Below are 16,175 nucleotides of genomic sequence, written 5' to 3'. Positions count from 1 at the left end.
AACCACAGATGAACGCGGATAAACATAGATACCCAAACAGGAGGTGCATAACCGATATCCAACCCACGGGGAGGTGGAACAAATTTTGTATCTACTTGAATATCAGCGTTCATCCGTGTTCATCCGTGGTTCCATTCCCGAATTAAGGTTCATGGGTTGGTCCCCTGCCTTTAATCCTTCGACATCCGGTAATATTTTTTCATCTTGCGTTGCGGATCATCCGGAACGCCCGGCTCATTGTATTCGTCGAAATAGAGATCGTATTGCGGAAGAATTTCCAACAGCTTTTCCTGCTCGGCGCGATGCACCTCAAGCACCGAACCCCAGTCCTTGATTTCGTCGAAACTGATCAGGTCGTCCTGGTCCGTGGAGACATCGAACCATTTCCCCCGTCCATCCTTAAGCACTTTTCTTCCGCGAATGAACTGTTCCGGCCCGCGGTAGGTGTAGATCCAGTCGCGGTGCTCTTGCTGGTCGGAGAACAGGAACGGAACCATGCTTATTCCATCGATCTTATAATCGTCCGGAATCTTGAAGCCGACCAGGTCGGCAATGGTCGGCATAACGTCCGCCACACTCATCAGCACCTCCTGCTTGCCGTGTTTTTTCATGCCTGGTGCATGGATGATCATGGGAACGTGGCAACCCTTCTGGATTTCCGGGCTGATCTTCCCGTATCCGCTGGTGCCGTTGTCGGCGCAAATAATGATGACCGTATTGTCGGCGATGCCCATCTGCTCGAGCTTCCGCCGATAGAGCCAGATCTGGTAGTCGATATAATTGATGTGGTGATGGATCCCCGGTTCCGTGATGGTGCCGTGCGTCTCATACTCACCCTTGTCGCCGGTGATCTTCGGTTGCGTCCGCGTGTAGTTCCGGCCATCCCATTTCACGATCGGCGCATTCGGCCATTTGCTCTTGGCCCACTTCTTGTATTCGGGATCGAGCCAGTTGAAGGCGTCGTGCCCGAGATGGGAGGTGTGGTAGACGAAGAAGGGTTTTCCCTCCTGGTGCTTCCGTTCCATGAAATCGAAGGCAAAGTCGAGCTCCACATCCGGCCCATAGGTATGCGGCCCGAAATCCTTTTGGCTTTCCGGCGTATTGGGCCACCAAACGGTTTTGCCCGGAGCGGTTGGATGGTTCATCAGTTTAACGTGCGGATACCAATACCAGCCATGCTGCCAGTAGGTTTCAACCGGCCGTCCGGTATCCACATTGGTTACCGCATGTTTTCCGCCGCCCTTGATGGGTTTGTGTTTGAAGTCGGTGTAGGGATTGTCCGTATCGCTCAAGCCGCCGGGCGTAAAACAACCTTCATCGAACCCATGCAGCGCATATTCACCCGCCATCTGCGTCTTGCCGGACCAGAAGGTTCCATAGCCGGCCTGCTGCGCCACATGCCCGATCAGCAACGGGGAGCTTTGGTAGACCGGCCAGGTATGGACCAGCTTGCCGGTTTCATCATGGCCGCGTCCCCGGTCGCCGTTGTTCCACCATTTGGTCCTATAGGCATAGCGCCCCGACATCATCATGGCGCGGCTGGGGTTGCACACCACCGAGGCCCAGGCCGTCTCGATCCAGCACCCCTCTTCGGCCAAGCGGTCGATCACCGGCGTCTTGGCCCGGTATTTCGGGTCGGATGTGGTGGTTGCATCCGGGGCAGTCCACACCGAGCTTCCATACACGGGAAACTCGCGCGCGCTGATGTCGTCCGCGAAATAGATGATAATGTTGGGCTTCGTTGTTGCCACAGCCGCGGAAGCGGCCAACACAACGGTTAAAAACAACACCTGTTTTTTCATTGTTCATTCCCTGTCAGTTTTGAATAGCCGACCACCAGACCGCCATCCTTGGTTTGGCCGATCAGTTTGCCCACAAAATTCTTTGCGGAGATTCCGCAGCCTTCGCCGAAGACCACCACCAGTCCTTCGGCATGTTTCTCTGTTTTCCGAACCAGGGAACCACCCCCGAAGTTTACAGCCTCTGAACCGCCGAAGCGGAGCGATTCCAGATCGAGGTCGGCCCGGGCATCGAAGCCCTCTTCGGAATGGATCAGCACCCGGATTTCGCGGGTATCCCCATTCACCGGCTCCGGGTTGAGCATCGTCAGGCGCTTGGGCACGGCCAGAGGAATAATCACGTGCTTGGCGCTGTGCGCATCGTTGCCGAAGTCGTCTTCCTTCTTCACGTCGATCACCGCCAGCGACAGATGGGTTGCGCGGCCGAACGCATCCTGCAGCACATTCGGGCGCTCCACCTTGTGCCAGAAGGTGCGGGTGCCGTCCTCGTACTGCGTACAGGTCGGCGTATAGGCCAACCCATCCTCATATTTCCAATTCACGCCGTCCGGGGAACGCAGGTAGATGGCGCGGTAGTCGAGAAAGGCATTGATGAGCATGTGGAACTGCACCCCGTCATGCCACAGCGTTGGATCTTCATAATTCGAGTTGCGGTATGTTGGAGGAATCGTTTCGTTTTCGCCGACGACTCCCGAGACCACGTCGTAGGGGCCGAGAATGCCGTTCGTGCTGCGCATCATCGCACCGGCCTTGGTGACGAACAGGAAGCTGCCGTCTTCGCACTGCACGCCGGAGAGGTTGCGCTCAAGCCGGTAGGCATTCGTGTAGTTTTCCGGAACGTTGACCTTCATTTCACCCTGGACTTTCCACGGGCCGTTCATCGTATCCGAGGCCAGAACCATCGCCTTCCAGTTGATCAGCGAATAGAGCGCATACGTCCCGTCGTTCAGCAAAATGATGTTCGGATTATGGCCCAGCCCGTTGGCGAAACCGTAGGCCGTGGCGTCCCGCTCGACATAGGGCCCGGTCGGATTGTCGGACACCACATGCGCAACCGTCGAACCGGGCCAGGCCCAGTGCCCCTTGCGATCGCCTTCCGGCCAGCGGGTCACGCAGATGTGGTATTTGCCGTCCGACGGATCCTTGATCGGTTTGCCGCCCCAATAGGACCAATCGGGATGCTCGACCCCGTTGTCGGGATCGCGCGGCCGCACACTGGCCGCTCCCCACAGATCCGAACGGAGCTTTTGGTGAATCGGCATCGGCAGAATGAGATCGCTGAACGAAGCACCGCGCACGGCCTTCACCTTCGCCATGGCAACCTCGGAAAGCGGGCTTGCATTCCCACTATAATCGACGGCCATCACCGCATAGCTGTTCCGTACGCCTTTGGGCGGCAGCATGTCCTCGAAGTGGTTGCCGGCCACATGCGGCGCAATGCAAATGCCATCCCGGTAAACCTTGAAATATTCAACATCGTTATCGCCGGTCTTCCAACCGAGCTTCACCACCCAATCCTCGCCGGAGGCTTCAACCGCATGCGGCGCGGCCGGCGGAACCGAATCCATTTTGCGGGCCTTGACCACCGGCGAAACCGAAGTCCCCTGCTTCACCGCATAGCAATAGGTCTTGCCGTGGATGATGGAACGGTCGATCCAGTGGTTGCCATCGATTCCATCGGCCATTTTCCCGTATCCCGTGCGCTCTTCGTCGCTGCGGTAAACCGTAACCGTTTTGTTTTCATCGCTGTTCCAGGAGAGTTCGATTCCCGCATCGATGGCATTGGCGGCCAACCCGCAGACTCCCCCCTGCAACACCTTCACATCCACCCAGTAGACGTAGACGATAATCCCGTGGGTCGATTCCAAGGTAAATTTAAGCTTCGGCATACCCCGTTTTGCATCGCGGGCCGTGACCGTATAAAACCCTTCATAGACCTGCGGCTTCGCGGGGCCGTTCGGCACCTTCACGCGCCCGGCCACCATGCGTTCCGAATCGCCGAACACCAGCGCGAGGCTCACGCGCCCGTCGCACGGATATTCCGTATTGGAGGCAAAACGCCAGGCCAACACATCGCCCACCTTCAGCGCCTTGATCCCGGTGTGGTCCAGCACCCTCGATTCAACGGTCGCCTTCGCGGCCCCGCCGTTCATCATCCGCCCCAACGCAAAGCCGACCTTGCCGTTTCCCTCAACCACTTTCGTCGTCCAGTACGGCGACTGCCCGGGATTCCGCCAACCCGCACGGACCTCCTCAAAGTCGCCGTCCAGCAGACTCTTGCCCGGCAGGTTGCTCCCCATCAGGGGAACATCGGCAACGGCGCCTCCCCCCATCAGCAAGGCCAATAGAACGGCACGTCCCTTCGTCATGGCGTCCTCCGCCAAAGAACGAAAGCCATGGGTCTACAGTTCATAATATTGCTCCCAACCCTTGCGCGGGGTGTCCTTGAGCAAACCGTTCGCGAGGTCGTTGTTGCTGAAGCGGTTCTTCGCCCGGTCGAACGCCAGCGTCTCGCCCGGGTTGCCGATGCGCTGGGCAATGGAGCCGAGGATGAGGAACTGCGACAACGGGCCGGCAATTGAAAACGGGGAGCGCGCCTTTTCCACGCCCTTGCAGGCCAGCAGAAAGTTGGCGTAGTGGTCGGAATGGTCCTCCCATTTCCTGGGCAGCTCCCCCGCCTTGAGCATTTCGCGCATCCGGTCGTAGGGAACAACCTGCAGCGGGTCGCCGTGATGCTTGCCGTAGAAGACGAGATCGTCCGTGAAGATGAACTTGCCGGGATCCTTGTGGAAGTCGTGCTCGCGCCCTTCGAACTCCTTCGGAACCGGCGGCAGGTTATTCCAACCGTCGTAGTAGTCCACCGTCATGGCCGGCAGGCCGTTGCGCGCGGGAAACTTGAAACCGAGCGTCGAAGCCTCCGGGAAGATCAGCTCGTGTTTATTTTTAAGGGTCTTCACTTCGATCGACTCCGGCATGCCGAACTCGAGGAAGTGGTGCATGGTGTCGAAGATATGCGCGCCCCAGTCGCCGAACGCACCGGTACCGTACTGTTGCCAGCCGCGCCACTTGTTGCGGGAATAGAGCGTGCTGTACGGATGCTCCGGAGTGGTTCCCATCCAGGCATCCCAGTTGATGTGCTCCGGCATCGGCTCGCCGACCGGCCAGCCGGTGATGGCCTTTTTGGCATCGTAGTGGTGCGGATACCAGGCGAACCCGTTGTTGATGAAGGCATCCACATGGCGGACGTTCTGGATCACGCCGGCTTCCTTCCACGCCTTGAACTGGAAATAGTTGTCGCCGGAAAAGCCCTGGTTGCCCATCTGGTTGACCACGCCGTGGCGTTGCGCGGCCTGGGTCATCAATTCGATTTCCTGGAAGGTGCGGGCCAGCGGCTTTTCGGTGTAGACATGCTTGCCCAGCGCCATGGCCGCCATCGTGACCGGAAAGTGGGAGTGGTCCGGCACCATCACCATCACCGCATCGAACGCGTTGGCCTTTTCGTCGAACAGCTTGCGCCAGTCGTCGTAGAGGTATGCCTTCGGGAAACGGGCTTTCGCCTCGTCGACAAAACTGGACTTCAGATCGACGTCGCACAGGGCCACCACGTTCATCACCCCGGAGCGCTCGAAGTTGCTGAGCAGCCGGTTGCCGCGCCCGCCGACGCCGATCCAGGCAACATTCACCTTTTCGTTTGCGCCCAGCACCTTGCCGGGAATCAGCGAGCAGGCGGAAACCGCGCCGCCCGCAAATAAGCTTGTTCTTCTGGATAGATTCATTTCCGTTCCTTTTTTTACGATTCAAAGGCAATTAACTTGAAGAGTCTCACCACAGAGCGCACGGAGGCACTGAGCAACCAATATACCTGCCACCCTCTGCGTCTCTGCGAACTCTGTGGTAAAAAATTAAAATCAGTTTAATTTGGTATCAGACCCCATGTGGCATGCTCAACCACACCATCGAACAAGGGACGTTCACTCTCCCCTGTTCCAAACGGGAATGCACCTATCCAAAAGGCCGATAAAGCTCAAGGCAGTTCAACCTGCACACGGTAGAAGCGGTTCGACGCCATCCCGGCATCGACGAACTCCAACGGGCCTCCGGTGCCCGCAACCCCGTTGGTCAGCACCGACCACCCCGACCGCAGGTCGCCGGCAACCTCGATGGTGTAGAGCCGGCCCTCGACCGACTCGAATGCAATGCGGTTCCCCTCCGCCAGATCGGCCCGAAGATAGCTGCCGCCATCGTCGGGATCGGTGCCGGCCACGAATTCGGCGGGGCCGTCGAAGCCATCCGCATCCGCATCGGCCAACCTGCCCTTCTGCCCGTTTTCCTCCATCCAATCCCAGAAGAACGGAATCGGCTCCCCGGTTTTCAGCGGCGAAATGTCCGCCCGGAAAAAGCCGGTTCCATGATTGCCCATCCAGAGCACGTCGGGATCGTAGGGATCGGGTTCAACCTTGCGGATACCGTCGGGTTGCCCGTGGCGGTTGTTGATTTTATGCCAATTGGCACCGCCATCGATCGTTACATAGAGCCCGGGATTGCGTTGCCCGACGGTGGTGTTCCTCTCCACGGTGACCGCAATGATGTCGGGATCGGCCATCGAAGGCACGAAGTGGCGCAGGTAGGGCATGTCGAAGAGCAAATGCCAGGAGGCCCCGCCATCCTGGCTGACGTAGCCGCCCCCGGTTGATCCGTTATAGTCGCCACAGGCGATATAGATGCCGCCGTTCGCATGCACCACCACGTGGTTCACGCTCCGGATCCCCGACGGAATCGGGAGCGGGTTCCATTGGCCCCCGCCATCCGTCGTTTGATACAGACCGCCGGGATCGCCGTTGTGCGTTTCGTTCAACGCGGCATAGAGGATCTGCGGATCGGCCTGGTCCATCGCCAGGCGGTAGACGCTGCGGTTCGCCGGAATGCCGTTGGTGGCCATGTCGAAGCTGATGCCGCCATTGGTGGATTTATAAATACCCTGCCCGAACGTTTCCGTATCCCCATCGAACTTGCGCCCGTTGTTGACGAAGTTGCCCGACCAGCGCTCCCACTCCGAAAACGGAATGCAGAAATAGAGGTTGTTCGCATCCTGGTGGTCGATCAAAAGCGAACGGGAATCGAGCACATCGTTTGCTCCGGGAAAAACAATCGGCGTTGAAAGCGTGGTCCACGAGTCGCCGCCGTCGTCCGAGAAGAGCAGCTCGCCGCGCATATCCTGCCGGAACGGAATCATGTAGACGTGGTTCGGGTTCCGGGGATCGGTGGCGATGGTTGAAATGGAGAGCGGGCTGTTGTCTGAAATGCTTTGGCCGGTGAGCTGCTCCACGGCGATGGCGCCCGGATAGACGAGGTTTCCATCGTCGGTGTTGCGCCAAAGACCATGTTCGCCACTGCCCCAGAGGTAGGTGCCGGGAGTTCCGGTTTGCAGGCAGAAGGTTTCGCCGGGCAGGTTGCAGTCGCCCCGCCCCACCCAGTGGCCGCTGCCCGGGAACGTTTCGTCGTCGTCCACCTGGTTCCAGGTTGCGCCGTGGTCGGTGGAGCACATCACCTGCTGGGCAAAGGCGGTGTAGACGTCCCCCAGCGGATTGCAGAAGACGAAACGCGGGCCGGATTGGGTGTTGTCGTTTTCGCGATGCTCCCGATCCACATGGGCGAAATTCGCGTTCATGCCCAGGGGTTGCCCGCGCGACTGCCAGTAGGCCTGGTCCGTCCCGTTCATCCAGTATGGCCCTTCGCGGGCGGCGGCGATCCAGTTCGTTCCGCCGTTTTCGGTCATCCAAATGTTGCCGGGCGGGAAGGCATAGTCGTGCTTGTAGTTGTGCGAAAGATAGACGCGGTCCTTGTTGGTGGGGTCCACCGCAATGCGGGTGAACTGGCTGAAGGTGTTCGTCGGGAAGACGGGATGGTTGGTTTTCACATCGTCCGTAGTCGTCTCGAGCCACTTGCCGACCGCCCAGAAATATTTTTCCCGGTAGCCATAGGACGAGGGGCCGACGATGCCCATGTCGATGCCGAGGTTGCCGGCTAGATCCTCCCAGTTCGCGCCGCCGTCGGCACTGCGGAACACCCCGCCGGAGGTATCGATGGTGCTGCCGTTGGGCGTGTAGTGCGTAACCTCCAGCACGTAGAGCAGGAATTCATCGGCCCCGTCGAAATAGAACCCCATGTCGCGCGGCTGGTTGTGCGGCAGCTGGCCGTGTCCCGGCACCAGCGCCCAGTCGGCCCCTCCATTGGTGCTTTTATAGACGCCATGCTGGTTGGAGGCATAGACGACGTCCGAATTACGCGGGTCCACGATGATTTTGCTGAAGTCCGAATCGGCCGGGAACACGGAAGTAACCTTTGTCCACGATTGGCCCTTGTCGGTGGACTTGAGAATGAACCCGGAGGAATAGTTTCCGTCCGTGGAATAGAACAACCCGCTCTGGGTGAAATGGGTATCCTTGATCATCCAATGCTGGCCGGCCCCGATATACCACACCGCGTCGTTGTTCGGATCGACCGCCAGCACACTGTGCATCTGGGAGTTGGCGGGTTCGATATCCAGCAAAAAAAACCAGCTGCGGCCGCGGTTGGTCGTTGAATAGATCCCCTCCTTCGCCATCATCAGTCCGAAGTCGGGATCCTGGTAGGAAAACTCAATGCCGGTGATGCCCCCCGGCAGCCCGTTGCCATCGATCTCCTTGTAGCTCGTCCAGTATTCGCCGCGGTTCAGGGTGACGTGCCCGTTGCCCATGTCGAGCTGGGTATACATGGCATCCGGATCGCCGTTGTTGATCCAGAACTTGTCGATGTATCCCGACATGCCGGGGCCGAACTGCTTCCACTTCACCAACGGGGTCGATTCCACGCGGTTTGCCTTCAGGTTGGCAAAATAGGCCGTATTGAGCGGAGGCGGGGGTTCTGCTTCCTCGGTGATTTCCAAGTGGATGTTGTCGATGTAGAGATAGTCGGCCAGCAACGCCCCGGCCTGGTCGATGCCGATGAACGGCCGCACCTCATTGACGTCCGTTGCAATGAAATCCGAGATCGGCCCGGCATAGGCAACGTGGTACTGGCCGGCCGCATGTTGTTCTGAGGAAGCATCGGTTGGGCCGTTCCCCCCTGCGCCGTCCAGCGCGAAACGCGGTTGGAAATCCCCGACGGCGACGGCCAGGTTGTCCGGCAGATACATATCGAACGTCAGGGCATAGGTCGCCGTGGGCGGAACCTGGCCAAACGGGATCGGGTTCAGGCTGGAGCGGAGCGCCGTGAATGCATTGGCATCGGTGGAAAGGCGGATGAACTTTCCCGAAGCCAAAGGGAAGGCCGCGGCGGCCGCGGAATCGGTGGTTGCATCGACAATGATTCCGCTCGCCGAGTTCGCCGTTTGCAGCACGGTGCCGGGCAGGGTTTGGTTGTTGCCCGAGGCGGCGTTCAAGGCCGCCCCCTCGAAATCCTCGCTCCAGACCACGGCGGCCGAAGAAGACAACACCCATCCCGCAAGGGAAACCACGCATAATCCCAATCTGTTTCTCATAATACCAAATTAAACTGATTCGTTTTTTTTTACCACAGAGGGCACTGAGGCACAGAGGAGCGGAATTGCTATATTTCTCTGTGCCTCCGTGTCCTCTGTAGTGAGACCATTCAAGCTAAGTTCCTATAAGTCCCCTCTTTTAGCACACAACCCTACAAACGTAAATGAACCACAGATGAACGCGGATAAACACAGAACCCAAGACAGGATATGCACAACCGACACCCAACCCAGCGGGAAAGTGGGGCAAATTTCGTATCGTCTTGAATATCAGCGTCCATCCGTGTTCATCCGTGGTTCCATTCCCGGGTTAAGGATAACAGGAAACCCCCGCCAAAACAGGCCCGGCGCTCAACAGCAACACCATGGCTACGTCTCTTTTTTTCATTGGTTCTCCTAACTTCAACCCCGCGCCACGGGGGCGCGGGTTGTTTTCCCTATAGTTCGTTGACCTTCAGATCGAGGAACTTCGCGGCGGCGTCGGCCGGAATGAAGTTCGTGACCGCCTTGAAGTAATAGTCGATGTTCTCCGTACCGAGTTCTTCCGCGGCCGGATCGTCCGCCCACGACGGGATGGCCAGGTTCAGCGTTCGTTCCAGCGAGTAGCCGACGCCCGGCGCCGGATCGCGCAGCTCGACGTGAACCACCACGAAGCCATCGACTCCATCCAGGTTGGCCGCCGTGAAGCTTGGCAGCGTACCCACATCGGCGCCGTTGTTCGGATCGCCGCCAAAGGCATATTCCTTCAGGTTCGAGAGCAGGTCGCCATCGATGTCCTCGTTGAGGTTCGTGACCCCGTTTTCGCCCGCCCAGTAATCGACCGACGGAACCGATCCCGATGAACTGTAGGACAGCTCGTAAACCTTCATGCGGCTACCGGTTGCGCCGACATACAACCAGCCGATGGCGTCCACGGCCGTGAACGAGTCGTTGTGGGTTTTGTCGAACGCGCCCGGATCGGCCAGCAGCGTCCCCGGATCCACCACGCCGGCCGCACCGATCGCCGCCCAATTTTCGTCGTAGAGGTTGGCCACATCGAGTCGGCCTGCGGGAATGTTCTGGGTTCCGTTCGCAACCGCGGTTTCGTGCGCATACCACAGCCCGTTGTTGCGGATCGCCAAGCGCAGGGTTCCCGTATTCAGCTTGTTGGCCAGCGATACGGAATGGGTGTCGGTGGTAATGTCCACCGTCGCCTCCGCATCGGACCAGTCGGCCGTCTGGATGTAGGCCAGCAGGTTCATTGCCGAACCGTTCGCCCAGAGATCCAGGTCGTCGCTGGCCAGTCCGTTGGATGTCTTGGTCTGGACCTCGAGGCCGGCCGCCCCCTTCCCGTTGGAGATGTCCGGCCCCACCGTGTTGTTCTGCACGATGGCATAGAGCGGCACATTGACATACTTGGCATTCACCGAACCCGAAAGCAGGGGCGCCGAGGTGTAGTCGAGGAACATCATGCCGCCGTTCGTCGACAGGCCGGTCGTCTGGTCCAGCCCGAACTGCCCCGTCGAGATATTGTCCTTGCCGCCGGTTTGGTCGCCGAACCAATCGATCTGCTTGATCGAGGCAAACGGCACGCCGGGCACTTCCGCGGAGTCCGCGGATCCGGCATCGAAGTTTGCGCGAACCGTGTACCAGTTGGTTACGCCGTTAAAGCGCGGCGAGTCGAAATAGGTCTGGTCGGACACACTGGCGATCACACGCTGCGAACCACCGGACTGTTCGGCAAACAGCACGTCGTAGCTGGTTGCCTCCAGGGTGGACGGCCAGCTGACGGTAACGCTTCGATCCCCGCCTAGCGTGGTCACCCCCTCCGGAGCGGTGACTTCCGGCGGATAGTTGGTGTGCGTCAGGCTGAGGGCCTCGAGAACCACGTCCGCCTTGTTCGTGAGGGTGCCGTTGGTCTTCCACGCGTTGCGGTAGTGCCCCAGCGTGAACCTGGAAGCCGCGCTGTCGTACATGTCTTGCTTCGTGGAGGTGTAGTAGGCGAGGCTCGTGTTGGTGGCCGTCGAGGAACCGAGCGTGGCCTTGGCCTGGTAGACCCCCGACTCGCGGGTTTTGCGGATGCTCCAGTCGAGGGTGATGGTTTCCGAGACGAGGTCGTCGGTCGTCACGCCGTCCGCGTCTTCGTCTTCGGGATCCCAGCCGAGGTCTTCGCGCTGGAGCTCCGCCAGCTTCGTCGATGCATCGGAGTTTTCCGTGGTGAAGAGCACGGCGATGTTGCCATCGGCCACCAGGCGCACCAGCATCAAGGCCTTGTCGCCGTCCCACGCAACGTGCGCGCTGTTTGCGTCGGACGTGAGCCCGAACGACAGGATGTCGGCGTTCAGCAGCGTTGCAACGGTCTGCCCGTCGGCCAGATAGGTCTGCACCTGGAACTCCATGGAACCTTCCAGGGTATCGTCGGCCAGGTTGTCCATCAGCTTATCGAGATAAACCGCGTTGCCGATATAGTTGGTGTTCCCGAACCCGTTTCCGAGGGTCGAGGCCTCGCCGGTTGTGGTGGCGTTGGTGATGTTGAAGGCGTTGGGATCGGTTCCGGTTGCCGCTTCCCAGCCCTGCTGGCCGGCGAGGTCGCCATTGGAATAGCCCTCGGCGGAAGTAAAGGAGGTGTCGATGAGGCCGCCGGTGAAGATGGCAACCGGCGTGGCGGAAACTTCCGTGGAGTTGGTCGAGTTCGGGAAACCCGGATAGACCGCTTGAACCACGTAGAAATAGTCCGTGCCGTTGGCCAGCCCCGCATCCACCACCGAAAGGCCGGCCAGGTTGGTGAATGCCGCGGCATAGCCACCGCTGGCCGTGGCCCGGAACACCTCATAGCCCGTGGCTTCCGCCGCGGCTTCCCAGCTGATGGTAACCTGCGAATCGTAGGCAACGGCGGAACCGTTTGCCGGAGCCGTCAGCGCGGGGGCAACAATGGATTTCACGACGGTCAGATCGTTGATATCCATATCGACCAAGCCGTTGCCGGCGACCGTAAACGGTTCCTGGTAGGCACTGCCCAGGCGCCCCATGGCCAAGACCGGACTGGACGAAGCATAGACCGCCGCGGATTTATCTTTCCCGGCCGTGGAAACCACGTTGCCACCAAGGCCGTTCGTGCGGATATCATCGATCCACACCCCGCTACTAAGATTCGAGACGCTGCCCCAGGCGGAATAGGCTCCGTCGGTGGATTTGCGAATCGTCCAGGTTAAACGGAGTTCGTCCGACTGGCAGTCTCCGGTTTGCGGATTCATCCCAAGAAGAACGGCAGGCTCGGCATAGGTGGTTGCATCGGAAGGCGTCTGGAAAATTCTGAGGTCGGCGTCCTGCTCGGTTTGCAACTGCATATCGAGGCGGTTGTTGGCCCGGTAGCGCAGGAACATGCAGACATCGTCTTGCTGGAACTCGCTCAAGCCGTTCGTGGTGGAATCGGTCAACCCTATGGTGAAAAAGTTGGCATTCGGCAGTTCTCCGGCCGCATAGGTGGCTGCCGGAAAGCTGAAGCTGAAGTCCATCGTCCCCGTCCACTCGCTGTAGAGCTCGTTGCCGGCGGATACTTCATCCAGATAGACATAGCTGCCGTTGGTTTCCACCAAGAAGGCGTTGTCGCTGGCCGCGTCGTTTATCAACCAGGCACTGTTATCCACGCTGAACGTCACCCCGCCGAGTTGGTTCGAGACAACCGGCACCCCGTTGGTGTCGTGGTTGAGCAGCTGCGTCCAGTTGTTCTGCCCCGCAAGCTCCTGCCCGCCGGTATAACTCCCGGCGGAACGCTCGAATATCGTTTGCCCCTGGGCCGCTACGGCCAAGCCCGCCAGCACCATTAGGGATCGGGTTTGTTTCCTCATCTTATTTCCTCCTGCGTCAAGCCTGCCGCGCAACCCCGGACTCACCGGCGCCTCCTAACGAGACAGTTAACATGATGAGGTATAACAGACCCAATGAGAACGCCAACCTATCCATTAGGATAGACGGGCGTTTAGGCGAAAATCCCCGGCTATTGGGGCGTATTATTGGGAATTCAGATGAAGGATGCCCCGCTTGAACGCATGGACAACCGCCTGGGTGCGGTCGGCGGCATCGAGTTTTTCGCGAAGGTTAACAATATGCAGCTTCACCGTGGGCATCGAGATCTTGAGCACTTCGGCAATCTCCTTGTTGCTCAAGCCATTGGCCAGCTCGGTCAGCACCTGCATTTCGCGGGGCGTGAGGCTTTCCTTGCCGCGGCGGCGTTCGAGCTTCTGGGCAATGCCCGCCGGGAAATAGGTTCCCCCCGCCGCGATCTCCTGAATGGCCTCGAGCACGTCCTCCACCTCGCCGGCTTTTTTGGTGAGATAGCCCTTCACGCCGGCCTGCACCGCCTTCCAGATATCCTCTTCCGAGTCGAACACGGAGAGCAGCACCACTTTCGTTTCCGGGAATTCGGCCAGGATCTTGCGGGTGCATTCGATCCCGCTTTCGCCGGGCATCTGGTAGTCCATCGTAACGACGTCCGGCTTGAGCTTGCGAACCAGCCGCAACGCCTCCTCGCTGTTCGCCGCCGCCCCCACCGGTTCAAGGCCCGGTTCAATCGAAATGGTTTCCGTCAGCCCCAGCCGCAGCAGGGCGTTGTCGTCCACCACCAACACCGTCGTTGTTTTCCCCTTGGCCATCAATCCAGTTCCCATTCCTTGGTTGAAGGGATATTCAACCCAACGGCCGTCCCCTTGTCCAGCGCGCTCTTGATCTGTATGGAACCGTTTAATTGGTTGATCCTCTCGTGCATGCCCTGCAGGCCGAACCGCCCCGCCTTGGGCAGATGGTCTACCGCAAACCCCTGGCCGTCATCAACTATCCTTAAGGAGAGGACGTCGTCCGCAAAGACCAGCTCAACCGATAGGGTCGAGGGCTTGGCATGGCGCGCCGCATTGGTTGCCGCCTCCTTGGCAATCAACAGCAGGTTGCGTTCGGCCACCTTTTTCAGGCGGCGCGGCTCGCCTTCCACCGAAACCACCAACCGGGCGCCGCACTCTTCGGCCAAGGGTTCGAGCGCCGCGCGCAGGGCCGCCGGCAGATCCATCCGCTCCAGCAATCCCCCGCGCAGATCGAGGATGGACGAGCGCGACTCCTCGCTGCAGTGCGCCAGCATCCCCTGCACCACCTCGATCGCCCGCCGGTTTTTCGCCGCATCCTGCTCCACTTCGGTTGCCGCACCCTCCAAATGGTTCTTCAGCTCCGTATTGCCGCCCGCCAACCGGAGTGCGCACGCGATCGACTCGAGCCGGCGTTTCATATTGAGCTCCAGCAGGCGCTGGCTCCCGCGCAGCTGGATCGCCATCCCGGCCAGCCCCTGCTCCAGGTTGTCGTGTAGCTCGCGCGCAATCCGCTGGCGTTCGTCGAGAATCGCTTCGCGCTCGATCTTGTCGCCGATGATGCCCGTTTGCTTTTCAACCGTTCGGTGCAGCAACCCCACCCAAACCAGCGCCAGCGCCAGAACCCCCAGGCCAATGCCCAGCACCCATAGCAACCGGGCGGCCGTCCACCACGGGGCGGGCACTAGGATTTCAACATCGCCCGCACCGCGCAGCTGGATCCAGAACCAATCGATGTAGAGCCGCCACCGCCGTTCCTCGCTGCGCGTCAGGTTACAGATGCCCGTCAGCCGCAGGGTGGCCCCGGGCTTCAGCCCACCCTCGATTTCAACATGGGCCGGCAGCTTGGCCTCGAACAAATAGGTGTTGTGCCGGCACAGCAACGTGCGCTCCCGCTCCCCCGTCGACAAGCCAAACGATTCCCCCACATCCACCAGCAGGGCTTCGATCTCGACCAGCTCCTGGTTCAAATCCGTCGCCGGGAAATAATCCCACTTGTGCCGCAGCGCCTCGTCCACCTCCATGGCCACCGGAAGCGGAGGCTCCCGATGCCCGACAACCCGCACCTCGCGCGCCAGGAATTCCGGACTAATCGGCAACGGGCGCACAAAGCCCTCAAGCTCCACATAGTCGCCAACCACCACATCCGGAACGGCGCGGGCGGTGACCTTGATGCAGGCCTCCTCGCCACGCAGATAGATATGCTTCCCCTCCACATGCGAAACCAATCCGTGCGTCCCCACCGGCAGCCGGTCGTTTTCCCCGCTGCGCATCAATTCATGGATCGGCAGCACCCGAAGCCCCTTTCGCGGCTTGTAGTCGTCGATCACCTCAAAGTCGTCCACCGAGTTCACAAAAAAAGTACGGCCCACCACCTGGCGATTCATGTTGAACTGGGTGCCGGCCACGGCATTGAACCGAATCCGGCTGAACATGAGTTCCGCCACCTTTTCCTCGGCCCCCTCCGTCTGGGGAATCTGGACATCCAGCATGCTATTGTTGTGCTGCACCGCCAGCGTAATGTTTTCCCCGCCCGTGCCTCCGGAATAAACACGCATGGAAACAATCCGGCCCGCAACCCAGACCCAATCGCAATCGATCGTCGCCGAAAAAAATTCAAAATCGTGGAACGGGCGCGCCTCCGGCAAAGGTTCGCTCCCAACCAACTCCACCGAGTCCGCATAGATCGAGGGAGAAAAGAACCCCTTGTTCGAGACCCCCTCAACACGAACCATCTCCCCCGGCGAAAACCTAGAATAGGCAGGGCCGCCCCTGGGTTGCCGAACATAAATGCTGACCTCGCCCCCGCGCAAAAAAAATCCATTGCCCGTCGGATGCACCCAAAGAACCTGGCCTTCAACCCGCACAGGCTGCCCCTTTTCCGCCATTTCCGGCGCCAGGTCGCGAACAGCCGCAATGCTCGTGATCGGCGCACGGGCAAACGCCGTCCCGGAAATCAACACGGCCAGCAAAACCGGCACGGCAAAGCGTATCCTGCATTTAAGAGCAATCATGATCGATTAGATG

The 16,175-nt window shown here is 59.6% G+C and carries 7 protein-coding genes; all 7 read right to left on the bottom strand.

Features of this window, described 5'->3' with window-relative positions; all coding sequences use genetic code 11:
- Positions 1–170 precede the first annotated feature (170 nt).
- The 7 genes from E9954_RS02200 to E9954_RS02170 all read right to left on the bottom strand — a co-directional run bounded on the left by E9954_RS02200 (position 171) and on the right by E9954_RS02170 (position 16,162).
- Complete coding sequence (locus E9954_RS02200) at positions 171–1,802, bottom strand: sulfatase-like hydrolase/transferase (RefSeq protein ID WP_136077611.1); 1,632 nt, start codon at positions 1,800–1,802, stop codon at positions 171–173.
- Positions 1,799–4,168: a glycoside hydrolase family protein gene (locus tag E9954_RS02195; protein ID WP_136077610.1), complete on the bottom strand. Its 2,370-nt coding sequence runs from the start codon at positions 4,166–4,168 to the stop codon at positions 1,799–1,801. Before E9954_RS02195 ends, E9954_RS02200 begins: the two co-directional genes overlap by 4 nt.
- A 33-nt stretch (positions 4,169–4,201) precedes the next feature.
- The gene (locus E9954_RS02190; RefSeq protein WP_136077609.1) at positions 4,202–5,575 is read right to left on the bottom strand and encodes a Gfo/Idh/MocA family protein; all 1,374 of its coding nucleotides are present in this window, start codon (positions 5,573–5,575) and stop codon (positions 4,202–4,204) included.
- Between the two features lie 248 nt (positions 5,576–5,823).
- Positions 5,824–9,318 carry a beta propeller repeat protein gene (locus E9954_RS02185; RefSeq protein WP_136077608.1) on the bottom strand — a complete coding sequence of 1,165 codons (3,495 nt, stop codon included), beginning with the start codon at positions 9,316–9,318 and terminating at the stop codon, positions 5,824–5,826.
- A 437-nt stretch (positions 9,319–9,755) separates the two neighbouring features.
- Positions 9,756–13,145 carry a fibronectin type III domain-containing protein gene (locus E9954_RS02180; RefSeq protein WP_136077607.1) on the bottom strand — a complete coding sequence of 1,130 codons (3,390 nt, stop codon included), beginning with the start codon at positions 13,143–13,145 and terminating at the stop codon, positions 9,756–9,758.
- A gap of 162 nt (positions 13,146–13,307) precedes the next feature.
- Positions 13,308–13,949: a response regulator gene (locus E9954_RS02175; RefSeq protein ID WP_136077606.1), complete on the bottom strand. Its 642-nt coding sequence runs from the start codon at positions 13,947–13,949 to the stop codon at positions 13,308–13,310.
- Positions 13,949–16,162: a sensor histidine kinase gene (locus E9954_RS02170; RefSeq protein ID WP_136077605.1), complete on the bottom strand. Its 2,214-nt coding sequence runs from the start codon at positions 16,160–16,162 to the stop codon at positions 13,949–13,951. The genes E9954_RS02175 and E9954_RS02170 overlap by 1 nt, the downstream gene beginning before the upstream one ends.
- Positions 16,163–16,175: the final 13 nt, after the last annotated feature.

Origin of the sequence: Pontiella desulfatans (genome assembly GCF_900890425.1) — a bacterium.
GTDB lineage: Bacteria > Verrucomicrobiota > Kiritimatiellia > Kiritimatiellales > Pontiellaceae > Pontiella > Pontiella desulfatans.
The sequence above is the reverse complement of the archived record's forward strand: the minus strand, read 5'-3'. Positions and strand labels throughout refer to the sequence as shown.